Annotated in this window: 13 protein-coding genes; 10 read left to right on the top strand and 3 right to left on the bottom strand. The window is 58.6% G+C overall.

Translation table 11 applies throughout. The features are described from left to right. Positions 1-39: 39 nt before the first annotated feature. Positions 40-1779, bottom strand: coding sequence for a serine protease (locus tag D1823_RS07570; protein WP_117869339.1), 1740 nt, complete (start codon positions 1777-1779; stop codon positions 40-42). A 206-nt stretch (positions 1780-1985) separates the two neighbouring features. Here D1823_RS07570 and D1823_RS07565 point away from each other — a divergent pair, with 206 nt between their 5' ends. Next, complete coding sequence (locus tag D1823_RS07565) at positions 1986-2915, top strand: glycine--tRNA ligase subunit alpha (protein WP_117869338.1); 930 nt, start codon at positions 1986-1988, stop codon at positions 2913-2915. Positions 2916-2923: 8 nt separating this feature from the next. Here the strand turns inward: D1823_RS07565 and D1823_RS07560 are convergent, their stop codons facing one another. Continuing rightward, positions 2924-3556: a MarC family protein gene (locus D1823_RS07560; RefSeq protein ID WP_117869337.1), complete on the bottom strand. Its 633-nt coding sequence runs from the start codon at positions 3554-3556 to the stop codon at positions 2924-2926. A gap of 78 nt (positions 3557-3634) precedes the next feature. Between D1823_RS07560 and D1823_RS07555 the strand changes: the two genes are divergently transcribed. The 9 genes from D1823_RS07555 (at position 3635) to glmM (ending at position 15903) form a co-directional block, all read left to right on the top strand. Beyond that, positions 3635-4156 carry a DUF6446 family protein gene (locus tag D1823_RS07555; protein ID WP_117869336.1) on the top strand — a complete coding sequence of 174 codons (522 nt, stop codon included), beginning with the start codon at positions 3635-3637 and terminating at the stop codon, positions 4154-4156. 8 nt (positions 4157-4164) lie between these two features. Beyond that, positions 4165-5373: a sodium/glutamate symporter gene (gene gltS / locus D1823_RS07550; RefSeq protein WP_117869335.1), complete on the top strand. Its 1209-nt coding sequence runs from the start codon at positions 4165-4167 to the stop codon at positions 5371-5373. Positions 5374-5382: 9 nt separating this feature from the next. Continuing rightward, positions 5383-7602 carry a glycine--tRNA ligase subunit beta gene (gene glyS / locus D1823_RS07545; protein ID WP_117869334.1) on the top strand — a complete coding sequence of 740 codons (2220 nt, stop codon included), beginning with the start codon at positions 5383-5385 and terminating at the stop codon, positions 7600-7602. An 89-nt stretch (positions 7603-7691) separates the two neighbouring features. Then, complete coding sequence (locus tag D1823_RS07540) at positions 7692-10232, top strand: putative PEP-binding protein (RefSeq protein WP_117869333.1); 2541 nt, start codon at positions 7692-7694, stop codon at positions 10230-10232. A gap of 154 nt (positions 10233-10386) precedes the next feature. Beyond that, positions 10387-11061 (top strand): cell wall hydrolase, encoded by a 675-nt coding sequence (locus tag D1823_RS07535; protein ID WP_254683812.1) that lies wholly within the window; start codon positions 10387-10389, stop codon positions 11059-11061. Between the two features lie 74 nt (positions 11062-11135). After that, positions 11136-12509, top strand: coding sequence for a multicopper oxidase family protein (locus D1823_RS07530; RefSeq protein WP_117869332.1), 1374 nt, complete (start codon positions 11136-11138; stop codon positions 12507-12509). Between the two features lie 101 nt (positions 12510-12610). Beyond that, entirely contained in the window at positions 12611-13531 is a 921-nt protein-coding gene (locus tag D1823_RS07525) for a dihydroneopterin aldolase (protein WP_117869331.1), read from the top strand. Then, on the top strand, positions 13528-14526 hold the full coding sequence (folP, locus tag D1823_RS07520) for a dihydropteroate synthase (protein ID WP_117869330.1): 999 nt from the start codon (positions 13528-13530) through the stop codon (positions 14524-14526). The genes D1823_RS07525 and folP overlap by 4 nt, the downstream gene beginning before the upstream one ends. Positions 14527-14559: 33 nt before the next feature. Then, positions 14560-15903 (top strand): phosphoglucosamine mutase, encoded by a 1344-nt coding sequence (gene glmM, locus D1823_RS07515; RefSeq protein WP_117869329.1) that lies wholly within the window; start codon positions 14560-14562, stop codon positions 15901-15903. Here the strand turns inward: glmM and D1823_RS07510 are convergent. After that, positions 15900-16802, bottom strand: a complete 903-nt coding sequence (locus tag D1823_RS07510) for a DMT family transporter (protein WP_117869328.1) — start codon at positions 16800-16802, stop codon at positions 15900-15902. The two genes, glmM and D1823_RS07510, sit on opposite strands and share 4 nt — an antisense overlap. Positions 16803-16851: the final 49 nt, after the last annotated feature.

The following is a 16851-nucleotide window of genomic DNA, read 5'->3' as shown; positions in this document are numbered from 1 at the left end:
CACTTTCATGCGGCGCTTTTTTGATGATGTGCTGTCGGATCAATCCCAGCAGCGAACCAGAACCGTCATCCCGGTTGCGCGCCGGTTCAACTCATTGGGCGAGATCCGTGTGGTTTCCTCGCTCGACTGACCGGCCACTCCGGCCTCTGCCAGAATTTCGGTCAACCGATCAACGGTGGCCGCAAGGCTGACCGAAGCGGGCAGGGTGCGCCCTTCGGACGGTGTGGGCAACAGCATTCCGACGACGTTGCCGCTGTCATTGAAGACGGGGCCGCCCGCATCGCCGGGTTGGGCGTTCAACGCCAGACGCTTGACGCCCGCCTCACCTTTCAGCCCACGAACGTCAGCGACCTGCCCGAAGGTCAGAGAAGGGCCGCCCAATGCGCCCTCATAGGAATAGCCGGACACGGCCACCTCCGACTTGATGCGCGGAATGGCGGCACTGAATGCGGCGACGCTCATGGGGGCGAGTGTCTTTGCAGGACGCAGGACTGAAACGCCAAGTTCAGGGTCTGTCAGGGCCAGTTGAACCTCCTGATCACCATCCAGCGTGATCCGCGTGCACCTGTCTGCGGCCTCAGAAACCGTCAGTACTGTCCCATTCTCATCCGCGAAGAAACCAGAGCGCGTCAGTCGGGGCTTGCGGACCTGAAGGCCCGACACCAGATCAATGCGCTGTTCTGCGGATGCACCGGCGGCGGCATCCAGAACCGCATCCGTTGTGCTGAAGCTGGACCTCATCGCTGACAGAACTCGCAGGCGACGTGCCTCGTCTCCTTCGGGCCAGACAAGGGTGAAACCCTTGATTTTTCCATCCGCCAATTGCGCTTGCGTAAAGGACACTATGCCGTTGCCGCGTCCTTCAAGGGTAAACCGGTCGCGGCCCAGTTCACGAGAGCCATTCAGCGGAACGATCTCAAGCGATTGCATCACCTCGTAAAGGGCGCGGAGCGTGTTCTTGTCTCCCTCCTGGCTGATCAGGAGCGCCTTGGCGTTCAGGTCAGAGATGCTTTTGAAATGTGCGAACGGGGCTTCATAACGATCAAGGCTCAGAGCGCCCAGAGGCATGTCGAGCACAATCCCGGCCTTGTCGTCGGAATACCGCTCCATTCCGACAGAGATCAGCGGCGCGTTGTATTCATCCATCAGGGCCTTGCGCTGCAAAGTGGTCAGCACCCCCGTTGCATCAAACCCGTTATAGCGCTGCCAATCGCTCATCGAGCGGCGGGTGCCTTGCCCGAACGCACCATCAATGGTCGAGTTGTAAAACCCGGCCGCGCGCAGAGCCGTTTGCAGATCTTTGCGTTCCTGCGCGGTCAGCAGACGTTCGGACTGCAGCGCCTGTGCGCGGTTTTCATCCGAATTCTGAGGCGTGACCACGGCCGGGGCTTCTTCCAGTTGCGCTGCCGGTTCAATTGGTGCCGCGACGGTGCCACGGTTCAGTACATTTGCTCCGACGGGCCAGAACTGTTGTCCCATCGCACTGGAAAATGCGATGTAGCTGTCGCGCGGGATCTGGCCCTCGGTCTGATAAACGCGCAATACCTGTTCGGCGTCAGTGCGTGCATAAGGGCCGATCACGATTGCATACCAGCCGCTGTTCAGACGAAATCCGTTCACGTCCGGTAACGCGCCGGCATAGGCCTGTGCCCGCTCTTGTGCTTTGCTCAGCGAGGGCTGAGCCTCGATCTGGACCCAGACGCCGGGATCTTGTTGCGCGGTTGCGGCGCGCAGGCCGACCAGAAGAAACAATAGGATTATTGAAAATACGCGTGTCATAGTCTGCCCGTTTTATGCAGTGTTCGTGCTTTGGCACAGAATACGCGAATTCACTTGCGAAACGCCATGCCATGAATGCGGGGAATTTGCTGTGTGGCCCTGCAGATACAGGCTTGGCCCCAAGCCCCGTTGACGCCCCTTGGCCCCTTGCATAGGTAGGGCAAAACCGACCGGAACCGGGCGTAAAGGCGCCCAGAGGGAATGTCATGACCGAACCGACCAGCGCACCGCGTTCATTTCAGGAGATCATCCTGCGGCTTCAGACCTATTGGGCGTCAAAAGGCTGTGCGATTCTGCAGCCCTATGACATGGAGGTTGGGGCCGGAACGTTCCATCCCGCGACGACCCTGCGCGCGCTGGGATCCAAGGCTTGGGCCGCGGCTTACGTTCAACCGTCGCGCCGCCCGACGGATGGGCGTTACGGTGAGAACCCGAACCGGTTGCAGCACTACTATCAGTATCAGGTGCTGATCAAACCCAGCCCACCGGATCTGCAGGAACTGTATCTGGGGAGCCTGCAAGCCATCGGTATCGATATGGATCTGCATGACATCCGGTTCGTCGAAGATGACTGGGAAAGCCCAACACTCGGCGCGTGGGGCCTGGGCTGGGAAGTCTGGTGTGACGGAATGGAAGTAAGCCAGTTCACCTATTTTCAACAGGTCGGCGGGCATGACTGCGCACCGGTGTCAGGCGAACTGACCTATGGGCTTGAGCGTCTGGCCATGTATGTTCTGGGCATTGATCACGTGATGGACATGCCGTTCAACGATCCCCAGTCGCCCAGCCCTTTAACATACGGCGATATCTTCAAGCAGACCGAAGAGGAATACGCCCGCTGGAACTTCGATGTCGCGAACACCGAGGTCCTGCTGCGCCACTTCGAAGAGGCCGAAGTCGAGTGCGCCGCCATTCTGGCGCAGGAGGATGTGGACCCCAAGACTGGCAAACGCATCATCATGGCGCATCCCGCCTATGATCAATGCATCAAGGCGAGTCACATCTTCAACCTGCTGGACGCGCGCGGGGTAATCTCAGTGACAGAACGGCAGGCCTATATCGGGCGAGTTCGGGCGCTGGCCAAACAATGTGCGGATGCATTCGTGCAGACCGAGGCCGCCGGGTTTCAGGCCTGATGAGGCAATCAGGCCAGTCCGGGCAAAAGTGCTTTGAGTCCGTCTGCGATCATGCTGACGGCAATGGCGGCAAGGATCATGCCCATGAAGCGGCTCATGATCACGCGCGCGTTGCTGGACAATCGTTCAGCCAGCCACGCGGCGTTCCAGAACGTGATCAGAAGCAGGCCAACTATGGTGAGGAATACTCCTGCATAAACAAAGGCTTCGACCGGAGTTTTGACCTGATGTGCATACAGGATCAGGGTGGTTATCGTGCCGGGGCCCACCAGGATAGGAAAGGCCAGCGGGTAAAAGGCCACAGTGTCTGGTTCGGGGTAAGCCTCCTTCTCTCCCTTCGTTCCGTGGTGAGAGGTGCTTTCGTTTCCGTTCAGCATGTTGAGGCCGATCATCATGACGACCAGGCCTCCGGCGACGCGCAGGTGATTGACGCTGATGCCAAAAAGGCCAAGTGCTTGACTTCCAACCAGCGCAAAGGCACCACCAAGGATCAGGCAATAGATCACCGTCTTCACCGCAATCTTGCGCTGGTCGGCGGCAGGCAGGTCCTGAGTGACGCTCAGAAACACCGGCAGGTTGGTAACCGGGTTCATGATCGCAAACAATGCGCCGAAAAAACCGACAGCAAGCGTGGAATCCATGGTGTTGACCTCATTAATGCCTGTACCCGGATGAAACCTGTCCTATTTTACAAGAACTTGAAAGAGGCGGTTTAAGAGATGACGGGAAAACTGCTGTCAATTGTCCTGTTGCTGTCGGCCCTGGTCGCCGGGGCCGGAATGTATTATTTGCAGATCTACGGTTTCTACTATGAGGTCGAAGCGCAACCCGGTCAGGACGTGGTCCTGATGACGGAAGAAGGCGATACGCCGGTCCCGATCCCCTATTCAGAGTTTCAGGCGATCGACGCAGACAGTTCTCCGATCCGCTACCGCGGCTGTTTTGAAACGGATCTAAAACCGGATCAGATGGCCGGATTTATTCCTGTCGAAAACCCCGAACCATTGACCGCGCCGGGTTGGTTTGACTGTTACGACGCCGTGTCGCTAGGCGATGCGCTGAAATCAGGTCAGGCTCAGGCGTTCTTGGGTGTGAAAAACATCCATTTCGGCGTCGACCGAATTGTGGCGGTTGCCAAGGACGGCAAGGGGTATGTCTGGCACGCGTTGAACAATTGCGGTGAAAAAGCCTATGACGGTACGGTAGTGGGTGAGGAGTGCCCAAAACAGCCTGATAACTGAGGAAAACCATGGCCGACGCCGTTTTGATCCCGGACTTCATTACTGCAACTCTGGGATTTGCGGTGTATTTGTTAGGTGCCCGGATTAACAGCAAAGTCGCGGTTCTAAGACAGTTCAACATTCCTGAACCGGTCACAGGCGGCCTTTTGGCCTCGCTCGTGGTCTTGCTTCTCTATCTCGTTGCCAATGTTGAGCTGTCATTCGAGTTGCAGACCAGGGACGCTCTGCTGGTTCTGTTCTTTGCCGGAATCGGATTGAACGCGCGGCTTTCTGACTTGATTGCCGGTGGTAAGCCTCTGGTGATCCTGCTGATTTTGACGCTTGTTACGATCGTTGCGCAGAACGTTATAGGCGCGGCGGGGGCTTCCTTGTTTGGCTATCCGGTGCAAGCTGGCGTTCTGTTCGGTTCGGCCGCATTGATTGGTGGACACGGAACCGCAATCGCATGGGCACCCGAAGTGGCCGGCGCAACGGGTCTGGACGGTGCAACCGAACTTGGCGTTGCTGTGGCAACGCTTGGTCTGGTGCTTGCAGCGCTGGTGGGTGGCCCCATCGCCCGTCTTCTGGTGGAAACACGAGGCCTGTCGCCGGACCGCCCTGACGAAGAACATACGGTCGGACTGCCGGAAGAAACGACCGTGGCCACCGATATTGACCACATGACCATTATGCGCGTGCTGCTGCATCTGAACCTTGCGATTATTCTGGGCTATGCGCTGGGCGAGGCGATTTCGGCAGCGGGGCTGAAACTGCCGCTGTTTGTGCCCTGTCTGATCATGGGCATCGTGATCTCCAATGTCCGAGCGGCCATCGCTCCGTCGGCGCCGCCGGTTGCGCGTACACCGTCACTGGCATTGCTGTCTGAATTCGCTCTTGGTGCTTTTCTGGCAATGTCATTGATGAGCCTGCAGTTGTGGACCATCGCGGAATTGGGCATGGCAATTGCCGTGATCATGTCGGCGCAAACTCTGTTCACGGTCGTTTTCGTGATTTGGGTTCTGTTTCCCTTGATGGGCTCGAACTATCGGGGGGCGGTGCTGGCAGCGGGCTTCGGGGGATTTGCCTTGGGCGCCACACCCACGGCGATTGCAAATATGACCGCGGTAACCAAGCGATATGGGCCTTCGCCTATTGCCTTTATCGTGCTGCCCCTTGTATCCGCCTTCTTTGTGGATATCGCAAATGCCATCGTCATTCAGACGATCGTAAATTTCTAAGGACCGACAATGCCCGACTTGCTGATCGAACTGTTTTCCGAAGAGATTCCTGCGCGGATGCAAGCGCGAGCAGGTGAGGATCTGAAAAAGCGGATTGCTGATGGTCTGGTCGAGGCTGGCTTGACTTATTCAAGCGCTGCCACCCTGACGACACCCCGCCGTCTGACATTGGCGGTGGAAGGTCTGCTGGCGCAAAGCCCGACAATCCGGGAAGAGCGCAAAGGACCCAAGGTCGGCGCGCCGGACAAAGCGATTGAGGGTTTCCTGCGGGGCGCGGGCATGACCCGCGACCAACTGGAAGAGCGCGAGACGCCCAAGGGCACCGTTTATTTCGCCACCATCGAGAAGGCGGGTCGTCCGGCCGCCGAGATCATTGCCGAAGTGCTGGAGGCCACCATTCGCAATTTCCCATGGCCCAAATCCATGCGTTGGGGCAGTGGCAGTCTGCGGTGGGTCCGTCCGTTGCATTCCATTCTGTGCATCCTGACCGATGACGCCGGGGCGCAGGTCGTTCCGATGGAGGTCGATGGCATCCGTTCCGGTGACACCACAGCCGGTCATCGTTTCATGGCCCCCAACCGGTTCCCGGTTACGTCTTTCGAGGACTATGCCGCCAAGCTGAAACGCGCATTCGTGATTCTGTCACCGGATGAACGCGCCGAGCACATCTGGAATGATGCGCAGAACATGGCTTTTGCCGCCGGTCTGGAAATTGTAGAAGACAAGGGACTGTTGGCAGAAGTGGCCGGTCTGGTCGAATGGCCCGTGGTTTTGATGGGCCAGATCGATGACGAGTTTCTGGAACTTCCGCCCGAAGTGTTGCAGACCTCGATGAAAGAGCACCAGAAATTCTTCTCGGTGCGCAACCCCAAGACAGGTCGGATCGAACGGTTCATCACCGTCGCCAACCGCGAAACCGCTGACAATGGCGCGACCATACTGGCGGGGAACCAAAAGGTGCTGTCGGCACGTCTGGCCGATGCCAAGTTCTTCTGGGAGAACGACCTGCGCATTGCCAAGTCGGACATCACCCAATGGACCCGTGCGCTGGAGAATGTGACCTTCCACAACAAGCTGGGCACCCAGGCCCAACGGATTGATCGCATCGCGGCGCTGGCTCGTGAACTCGCGCCGGTGACGGGTGCCGACCCGGATCAGGCCGAGAAAGCCGCGCGTCTGGCCAAGGCCGATCTGAGTTCCGAGATGGTCTATGAATTCCCCGAACTTCAGGGGCTCATGGGGCGTTACTATGTCGAAGCGGCAGGCGAAGACGCTGCCGTGGCTGCTGTGGCGCAGGAACACTATTCACCGCTGGGCCCATCGGATGACGTGCCAACCGCACCGCTGTCGGTGACCGTGGCACTGGCGGACAAGCTGGATACGCTGACCGGGTTCTGGGCGATTGATGAGAAACCTACCGGGTCGAAAGACCCGTTCGCGCTGCGTCGAGCGGCGTTGGGTATTATTCGCCTGGTGTTGAATAACAACCTGCGTCTGAAGCTGGATCGATATTTTGACAGCCAACTGGTGCGCGCAGAAAGTGCCGCGAATGATGCGCTGGCGACCGATGATATCAATGCGTTGTTGGGTGAAATCGCGGACCATGGCGTCTTTGGTGCGGCTTTCCAGGCGGTCAAGGAAAAGCTGGCTAAGATGCCGAACGGCGACTTCCTGAGATTAGAGAAAAAGGTTCCCGATACGTCCGATGACCTTTTGTCCTTCTTCCACGACCGGCTCAAGGTCTTCCTCCGAGATGAGGGCATCCGCCACGACATCATCGACGCCTGTATCGCGAAGGATGGCAATGACGACCTCAATCTGCTGGTCAAACGAGCGCGCGCGCTGAATGCCGTGATCGCGACCGAGGATGGGGAAAACCTCGTGCAGGGGTTCAAACGTGCCAACAACATCCTGACCCAGGCCGAGGAAAAGGACGGAGTGGAATACTCCTACGGAGCAGATGTGAAATTCGCCGAGACCGACAGCGAGAAGGCGGTTTTTGCGGCTTTGGATAGGGCTCAGTCGCAGATCGATGTGGCTCTGAAGTCCGAAGACTTCCCAGCCGCTGTGGCCGCCATGGCTGCGCTGCGCGGACCTGTGGATGGGTTTTTTGAGGACGTTCAGGTCAACACCGACAATGACGTTGTCCGCCGCAACCGGCTAAACCTGCTCAGTCAGATTCGGCAGGTTTGTTCCAGCGTGGCCGATCTGTCGCGGATCGAAGGCTAAAACCTCGGGTACGCAGCGATGCGTGCCCACAACGCCCTTGCACGAAGGGCGCAAGCGCTTATGCTGCACGCAAATCAAAAGGTGCTGCAGTGCAGAATAATCCGCATACCACGCTCATTACACCCGATGCTCCGGTCACGGCTCATACGCATGGCGGGCGGGCCAAATGTCTGCAACGACTGGTTCGACTGGACCTGCCGGTGCCCCGGACCGTCGCGTTGTCGTTTGATGCAGTCCACCAGATTGCGGAAGGCGATGTTCCGAACCTTGACGCGATCCTTGAGCAATTCGATCCGGCGACATTGCTGTGCGTCCGACCAAGTTCCGAAGATCCCGACTGGGGTGGGCCCGGTGCGGTTCTGAATATTGGTATGAATGATGCACGCTACGTGGACCTGTCCGATACCATGGGGGCAGAGGCCGCCGCAGCGCTGTATCGCAGGTTTGTTCAAAGCTATGCGATCCACGTGGCGCGGCTAGACGCGGACGTGTTCGATGACATCGACATGGATGGCAGCGAAGGTCTGCGCCATTCCTTGCGCGCATACGAAGATGAAACGGACGAAGCCTTCCCGCAGGACCGCGGTGAGCAGTTGATCGGGGTTTTGCGCTCGATGGCCCGCGCATGGGACGGGACATCCGCACGGCTGTTGCGGCAGGCCAAAGGCGCCCCCGCAGATGCTGGTCTTGGGCTTGTCATTCAAGAGATGATCCCAGGGGTCGGACAAGGTGAGTGCGGGTCAGGTGTGCTTCAACTGGTCGACTCCACCACCGGAATGCCGCAGATCACAGGGCGTTACCTGAGCCAGAGCCAGGGCCGGGATGCGCTGGGCGAAGATGTGGCAGCACTATTTCTTGAAAAAGACCCGCGTGGACCGTCGCTTGAAGAAGTCGCACCCAAAGCGTTTGCCGAGTTGAAGGAACAAGCCGCGTTGATGCGCAAAAAACTGCGCGAAGAAATGCAGGTCGAGTTCGTCATTCAAAACGGCAAAGTGCATATTCTGGATGGCGTCCGGGTTCAGAGAACTTCGCGCGCGGCGATGCGAATTGCCGTTCGTCTGGCTGAAGACGGGATCATACCGCCGCAGGAGGCGGTGATGCGTGTCGACCCCCACGCGTTGAATGAACTATTGCACCGGCAGGTCCATCCGGAAGCGCGGCGTGATGTGCTGACGACGGCCATCGGTGCCAGCCCGGGCGCTTCAACGGGAAAGATCGTGTTTACATCTGCAGAAGCGCAGGCCAGTGCCGCGCGCGGGGAGGCCTGTGTCTTGGTTCGCCGCGAAACCTCGCCCGAGGATGTGCGCGGGATGCATGCTGCCGTTGCGGTTCTGACTGAAAAAGGCGGGATGACCAGCCATGCCGCCGTGATTGGTCGTGGGCTTGGCCTGCCCTGTATCGTTGGCGCTTCTGACATCCGGTTCCAGACAAAACAGAAGATGCTGACTGCGCCCGATGGTCGTGTCTTCAAAACTGGCGATGTTCTGACCATCGATGGCAGCTCTGGACAGGTGCTGGCGGGGCAGCCTGCCATGCTTGAAGCCGCGCTGGATGATTGTTTTCAGACATTGATGGCGTGGGCCGATGCCGAGCGTGATATTGACATCCGCGCCAATGCCGACACACCGGCCGATGCGCAAACGGCGCGCAATTTTCAGGCGCAAGGGATCGGCTTGTGCCGGACAGAGCATATGTTCTTTGAGCCCGGCCGCCTGATCGTGATGCGCGAGATGATTTTTGCACAAACGTCGTCGGGCAGGGCGGCTGTGCTGGAACGTTTGCTTCCGATGCAGCGGGAGGACTTTGTTCAGCTGTTCAGAATCATGGAAGGGCAGCCCGTCTGCATTCGCCTGTTCGACCCTCCATTGCACGAGTTCCTGCCAACCACGCGCAGCGGTCAACGGGAATTGGCCGAGGCGCTGGATTTGCCGGTTTCCGATGTCGAGCGTCGGGTTGATGCGATGACCGAATACAATCCGATGCTGGGCCTGCGCGGTGTTCGTCTGGGTGTGACCGTGCCTGAAATCTATGACATGCAAGCGCGCGCGATCTTTGAAGCCACGCTGGATGCCAGAAAGAATGGTGCCCCCGTCGTGCCCGAAGTGATGATACCGCTGGTATCCGCTAAACGAGAGGTCGAACTGGTCAAGTCCCGCATTGATACGGTGGCGGCGGCGGTAGCGTCGGAACGAGGGCAGGAGTTTGAATATCGGCTGGGTGTGATGGTCGAAACCCCGCGCGCCTGTCTGCGCGCAGAAGAGATTGCCCCGCAGACCGCGTTCATGAGTTTCGGAACAAATGACCTGACGCAGATGACCTATGGTCTGTCCCGCGACGACGCTGGGCGCTTTATGTCGGCGTATGTTCGGCAGGGAGTGTTTCGGGAAGATCCGTTCCACGTTCTTGATCCGGATGGGGTAGGGGAACTGCTTAAGCTTGGAGCTGAGCGGGGACGAGCTGCGAAACCGGATGTGACCCTGTCTGTTTGCGGAGAACACGGCGGAAACCCCGAATCAATCGCCATCTGTCGCGATCTGGGGTTCGACTATGTGTCATGCTCTCCGTTCCGGGTTCCGGTCGCTCGGCTGGCTGCCGCTCAACTGGCAATTTCCTCCAGACTTGGGGGTTGACAGGGCCTGAAAACCCAAGGATTAGTGGGTTATCTGGACACTCGTAGGCGAAAATTATCTTCGCTACGGGCAAGATTCCACTTGCATTTTTTGAAAGACTGGACCTTTTCGCTAGATTGCGTTAGATGCCTCGTCGCGCCCGCCGGGGGAGGGTATGGCGCGTGAAGTGCCTGTGCGAGGTTATCTGATGCTACGTTACATAATGGCTGTTGCCACAATGGCGGCAACCGTGCTGCCGAGTGCGTCCTTCGCCGAGAGGGAAGCGATTGATACTGCAAAGAAAGAACTTGTCGCCCGCAGCGAATTGCCGGCGCAAAGCTTTCGTGACTATTTCAAACTGTTCCAGCCCCGTAAGGCGGCTAAACCTGTTGAAATAAAATACTCCAAGGACTGGCTTGACCAACGGCCCAAGGCGACCGGTGACGAAAACTGGAAGTGCCTGTCCGAGGCGTTGTACTTCGAAGCCCGTGGCGAAAGCGTGCGCGGTCAGTTTGCAGTGGCCGAGGTTATTCTGAACCGGGTCAAGAGCAGCCGCTTTCCGAGTTCATTGTGTGGTGTAATCCGCCAGGGGACCGGTAAGAAATACCAGTGCCAGTTCACGTACACTTGCGACGGCCGCAAAGAAGTCATTCATGAGAAGAAGGCCTATGAGCGCGTATCCAAAGTCGCTCGTGCAGCTATTGATGGTGTTGGCAAAGAGCTGACCGAAGGGGCGACGCACTACCACACGACAGCGGTCCGTCCATCTTGGTCGCGTGTCTATAAGCAGACTGCGCGGATTGGTGTGCATATTTTCTACCGCCACAACTATCGGACAGCGAGCAACTGATTGACGCACCCGCGCTGGAAGCTTGATGGCGCGATGCGGGTTGCAGTCTATATTACGGGCTCAGGAGGCCCGTAATGCTTTTCACCCGACGACACATTCTGAAAACAGCCGTCGCAGCCACAATTCTGCCGGTCGCGGCCCGGGCCGGTTATCCGCCGCTCAAGGCGCATGTGACCCGCCAACGCGTTGCACCTCAAGGGTTTCCTGACACAACAGTCTGGAGTTACGGTGACACAGTCCCCGGAACGGCCATAAGGGTCGATCAGGGCGCACGCGTTCAGCGCAAACTGGTGAATGACCTTCCGCAAGCAACATCGGTCCACTGGCACGGGATCCGCATAGACAACGCCATGGACGGTGTGCCCGGTTTGACTCAGGATGCCGTCGTACCGGGCAGTTCTTTTGACTATGACTTCGTCGTTCCCGACGCGGGCACCTATTGGTACCACGCGCATAACCGGTCGATGGAACAGGTGGCCCGCGGGCTTTACGGGCCGCTGATCGTTGCAGAGGCCACTGCACTGGATGTCGATCAGGATCTGGTGCTGATGTTGGATGATTGGCGGTTGAACCCTGAGACCGCACAGATAATGGATGATTTCGACAATGGCCATGATCTGAGCCATGCAGGTCGGCTTGGGAACATCCTTACCGTCAACGGATCATTCGATCCTGTTTATGCGGTGCGAAGAAACGAGCGGCTGCGACTGCGACTGGTCAACGCGTCCAATGCCCGGATACTGGATCTGGATCTGGATGGTCTTGTGGGGTGGATCGTCGCGTTGGATGGAATGCCTTTGGAAAAGCCACTAGAACTATCCGGCTCTTTCCCGCTGGCGCCGGCGCAGCGCGCGGATCTGATTGTCGATGTCACCGCCGAAGGAGATACGGTAAGCTTGGTCAGTGTCGAAAGGGATGGATCCTTTGGTCTGGCGCGGTTCGAAGTCAGTGGTAGTGCTGCGAAGGCGCACAGGCAGGGTGTGTCAGCATTGCCGTCTAATCCCTTGCCTGAGATCGGAAATTTTCAAGAAGCACAAACGCACCAGATGCGTCTGCAAGGTGGTGCAATGCGCTGGCTGGAAAGTGCCCGGCTGGGCGAAGCTGAATTGTCGGGCCGCGAGTTGGCGCAGTTGGGCAAGTTCTGGGCGCTGAATGGTTACGCCGAGCGCCCCGAAGAGCCGTTTCTGGATGCTGCTGTCGGTAGTTTGCACAGGATTGAGTTTGTGAATGAATCCGCCTTTCCGCATGCGATGCATCTGCACGGACATCACTTCCGACTGATCCTTGGTGATGGTTCTCTTGGTCCCTGGCGCGACACTATTCTGGTCGGGCGAGGACAGGCTCGCCAAATCGCATTGATCGCGGACAATCCGGGGAACTGGTTGCTGCATTGCCATATGCTGGGGCACGCCGCGTCCGGGATGATGAGCTGGTTTCGGGTCTTCTGACGACGCATTCGGCGGTTGGAATGGCGCTTGTTTGAATGCTATAGGCCCTCGCAACGCCTATAGTAGGCGAACTTTGAAACGAGCCCGAAAAGGCCTGACCCATGAGTTCTGAAATCCGTCTGGCATTCGCACACCCGTCCGAACGGTCCGAGGCGACGTCCCCCCGGGGGCCGTTGGATCGTATCTCGTTGCGCGACCATATTGTCGAAGTCGAAATCGGTGCCTTCCAGGCCGAGCGGGGAACAACCCAGCGGATCTGTTTCAACATCGTGGTCGAAGTCCGGCCTCTGACAGACCCGATTGATGATGATGTGGATCGCATCCTGTCTTATGACAGGGTAACGGAATCCATCGCCTATGAGCTGGCGGCCGAGCGCCTGAATCTGCTTGAGACATTGGCAGAGCGTGTTGCGGAACGAATACTGCTTGAGCCTCAGGCTGTAAGGGTCTTTGTTCGCATCGAAAAACTGGATCGGGGTCCGGGCGCATTGGGGGTTGAGATCGTGCGCGGAAAAGACTCGGTCCACCACGAAGTGGCCGAAGAAGAACGCCCGCACCCCCGCCTTGTGTTCCTGTCGAATGACGCCATTGCCTCGGATAGTCTGACGGGTTGGATTGATCAGTTGGAGAACCGTCGGCGTCCACTGATCCTGTGTGTCGGGGCGTCGGAACTGGCCGCTCCACAAACGGGACATGCGATGACGCAGCGCCGGATTGACCTATTGGCCATCGAACAGAATGCGTGGGTTCTGGCGGCACGAGATCATCGCTGTGTGGTGGTCTCGACGCGGACCGAATTGGATTGGGCGATGAAGAACGGCCAAATCTGCGTTTGGGCGCCATCCAAGATCGTATTGGACGCCGTTGACGGCCCGTCCGCTGCCCCGTCGGATGCCGTAGCGTTGGCTGCATGGTTTGCCGCGACCTTTGAGGCGAGCGAAATGATGGTGATCGGCGGCGCTTTGCCGACGGAACCCAAAACGCCATTGCGCGCTATTGCGGTGGATCAGGCCCAGCTGTGAGCGCCTATTTCAGACCACTGGTCCAGCATGGAGCGACTCGTCCCACAGACGCTGTGCCGCTGGCCGGCCAACCGCTCTGGTTCACCCATGTCGAGGCCCTGCGGCGCGGGTCTGAACCCGAAATCGTCGCGGCCTCGGACGTTCCGTCGGATCACCTTTGCCGTTTGAGCCGACCGCGGGCTGACGTCGCAGGTCTCGACATGCACGTGCCTCATATCATGGGGATTCTGAATGCCACGCCGGACAGTTTCTCGGATGGCGGTGTTCACAGCTCGGCGAACGCGGCCCGTGCGGCTGCAGGCGAGATGGTGGCGCATGGGGCAACAATTCTGGATATCGGTGGAGAATCCACCCGCCCGGGTGCTGATTTTGTTCCGGTGGAGGAAGAGATTGCACGAACCCGCCCGTTGATCGAAGCGATCCGGTCAGAAACAGGCGCTTTGATTTCCATCGATACACGCAAGGCCGACGTCGCCAAGGCCGCCTGTGACGCCGGGGCGGGGTTGGTCAACGATGTCTCGGGCTTCACCTTCGATCCGGAATTGGCACCGTTCTGTGCCACGCAAGGTGCGCCTGTCTGTGTCATGCACATGCAAGGTGATCCGGCGACGATGCAGTACGATCCCCAATACGACAATGTTCTGCTGGATGTTTACGACTTTCTCGAAAGTCAGATTGCGATGCTGGAAGGCTTGGGCCTGAGCCGCGATCTGATCGTCGTGGATCCCGGGATCGGGTTTGGGAAGACAGAGGATCACAATTTGACCCTTCTGCGCAATCTCAGCCTGTTCCACGGGTTGGGCTGCCCGATCCTACTGGGCGTGTCGCGCAAGGGCTTCATTGGGTCCATCGGAAATGAACCTCGCAAGACTGCCCGCGCACCGGGATCAATTGCAGTTGCTCTGGCAGGATTGTCTCAGGGCGTGCAGATCATTCGCGTCCATGACGTGGCCGAGACCTCTCAGGCCTTGCGCCTATGGGCTGCTGTCCGGTAATCCGGTCGCACGACAAATCACGGAGTGACACTTATGCGCAAGCTGTTCGGAACCGACGGGGTGCGGGGCACCGCCAACACGCATCCGATGACGGCAGAGATGGCGCTGCGCATCGGGGCAGCGGTCGGACGGTACTTTCGACGCGACGCGACAGGTGTGCACCGGGTTGTCATCGGTAAGGATACACGTCTGTCCGGCTATATGTTGGAAAACGCGCTGACGGCCGGACTGACGTCCACAGGAATGAATGTGTTGCTGCTGGGACCCGTTCCGACCCCCGCCGTTGGTCTCATGACCCGGTCCATGCGAGCCGATTTGGGCGTCATGATTTCGGCCAGCCATAACCCTGCCGAAGACAACGGGATCAAGTTCTTTGGCCCGGACGGCTACAAACTGTCCGATCAGGCCGAGGTCGAAATCGAAAGGCTGATCGACGATGGTGTCAGGCCAGCCCAGGCGCAGAATATCGGTCGGGCGCGCCGGGTTGACGATGCACGTTTTCGCTATGGCGAGCGTGTGAAATCGTCGTTGCCGCGGAACGTGAGCCTGGATGGTTTGAAAGTGGTGATCGATTGTGCAAACGGCGCAGCCCACCGCACCGCGCCGGAAGTTCTGTGGGAGCTGGGTGCAGATGTGATTCCCGTGGGAATTGCGCCCAACGGCAAGAACATCAACCTCAACTGCGGATCGACCAAGCCACATCTGGCCGCTGAAACCGTTGTCGCGCATGGTGCCGACGTGGGCATTTGTCTGGATGGCGACGCGGACAGGGTGGTTGTGGTCGATGAAACCGGTCAGGTGGCTGACGGCGATCAGCTTATGGCTTTGCTGGCGACGGCGTGGAAGAAATCGGGCCAGTTGAAGGGCGATGCCCTGGTCGCGACTGTCATGTCCAACCTGGGTCTGGAACGCCACCTGACAGCGCAGGGTTTGCGTCTGGAGCGAACGGCTGTCGGCGATCGCTACGTGGTCGAACGGATGCGTGAAGGTGGGTTCAACCTTGGCGGGGAACAGTCCGGCCATATCGTGATGAGCGATTATGCCACCACCGGTGACGGCTTGATGGCAGGCCTGCATTTCCTGGCGGAAATGGTTCTGTCGGGGCGCAAGGCGTCGGATCTGTCCAAACAGTTCGAAACCGTGCCGCAGTTGCTGAAGAATGTACGTTATTCCAGCGATCAAACCCCGTTGGAGGTGCAAAGTGTACAGGCGGCCATAGCCGATGCCGAGGCACGGTTGAATGGGCAGGGCCGGTTGTTGATCCGCAAATCCGGGACCGAACCGTTGATCCGCGTGATGGCTGAATGCGAAGACGATGGGTTGCTGACACAAGTCGTTGACAGCATCGTCGCCGAGGTCGAGGCCGCCACAAGCTAGTGCCCGAACAGAACCTTGCGCAGGCTGAACCATTGACTGATGGCCATGCCTGTCAGGATCAACGCAAGGGCGATGAAAAAGCGCAGGGGCAGGGCCTCGGACAGAACCCACGCGCCGAATACCATTGACCAGATGGGCACCTGATAGTTCACCAGTGTCAGAAACACAGAACCTGCGCTGCGGGTAATGGACACGCGCAGCAGGTTGGCGAATGCCGTCGGCACCAAGCCCAGCACGATCAGAGCAAGTGTGGGGCGCGTGCCTTGCCATCTGGGCAAGCCTTCGGTCATCAGCATGATTGGCACCAACAACGCAGCCCCAACCAGCAGGGTCAGCGCAGCAAGCGCCAACGGGTCGACAGGCGGACAGCGACGGGTCAAAATCGACGAAGACGCATAGCACAATGCGGCAGTGATACAGGCCAATTGGGCCAGAGGTTCGGCTCCCTGGCCAAGCTGTGCCAGACCGGGGCCGATCAATACCAAAGCTCCCGAGAAGCCCAGACACACGCCCAGCAAGCGACGTAGATTAAGCGGCTCGTCAGAAAAGAAATGCGCAAGCGGCAATACCATCAGTGGAATGGCGGCCATGGACAACCCAGCAAAGGCGGATGGTACGAATTGTTGCCCCCAGCTGAGCAGCATGAAGGGTACGGCTGTGGATAGAACACCAATCAGAAGTATCGAACTCCCAAGGGCAGGCGTCAGAACAGGCATTTTGCGCCCGGTTACCCACATCAGCAACAGAAGCGTTACGGCACCCAGGGTGGTTCTGGACGTGGCGACCGTGATCGGCCCATAGCCTTCCAGCGCCATCGCAACGACCATGAACGTTGCGCCCCAGATCAGGCCCAGCGTAAAGACGCCGCTCCAGTCCTGTTTTGTCGGCTGTTGCACCATTGGTTTGTCCTGTCGGGCAGCGCAAGTTCGCGAAATAGATTAGTCTGAT

The sequence above is a fragment of the Ruegeria sp. AD91A genome, from assembly GCF_003443535.1.
In the GTDB taxonomy this organism is placed as follows: Bacteria; Pseudomonadota; Alphaproteobacteria; order Rhodobacterales; family Rhodobacteraceae; genus Ruegeria.
This window is presented reverse-complemented; position numbering and strand designations above follow the sequence as displayed.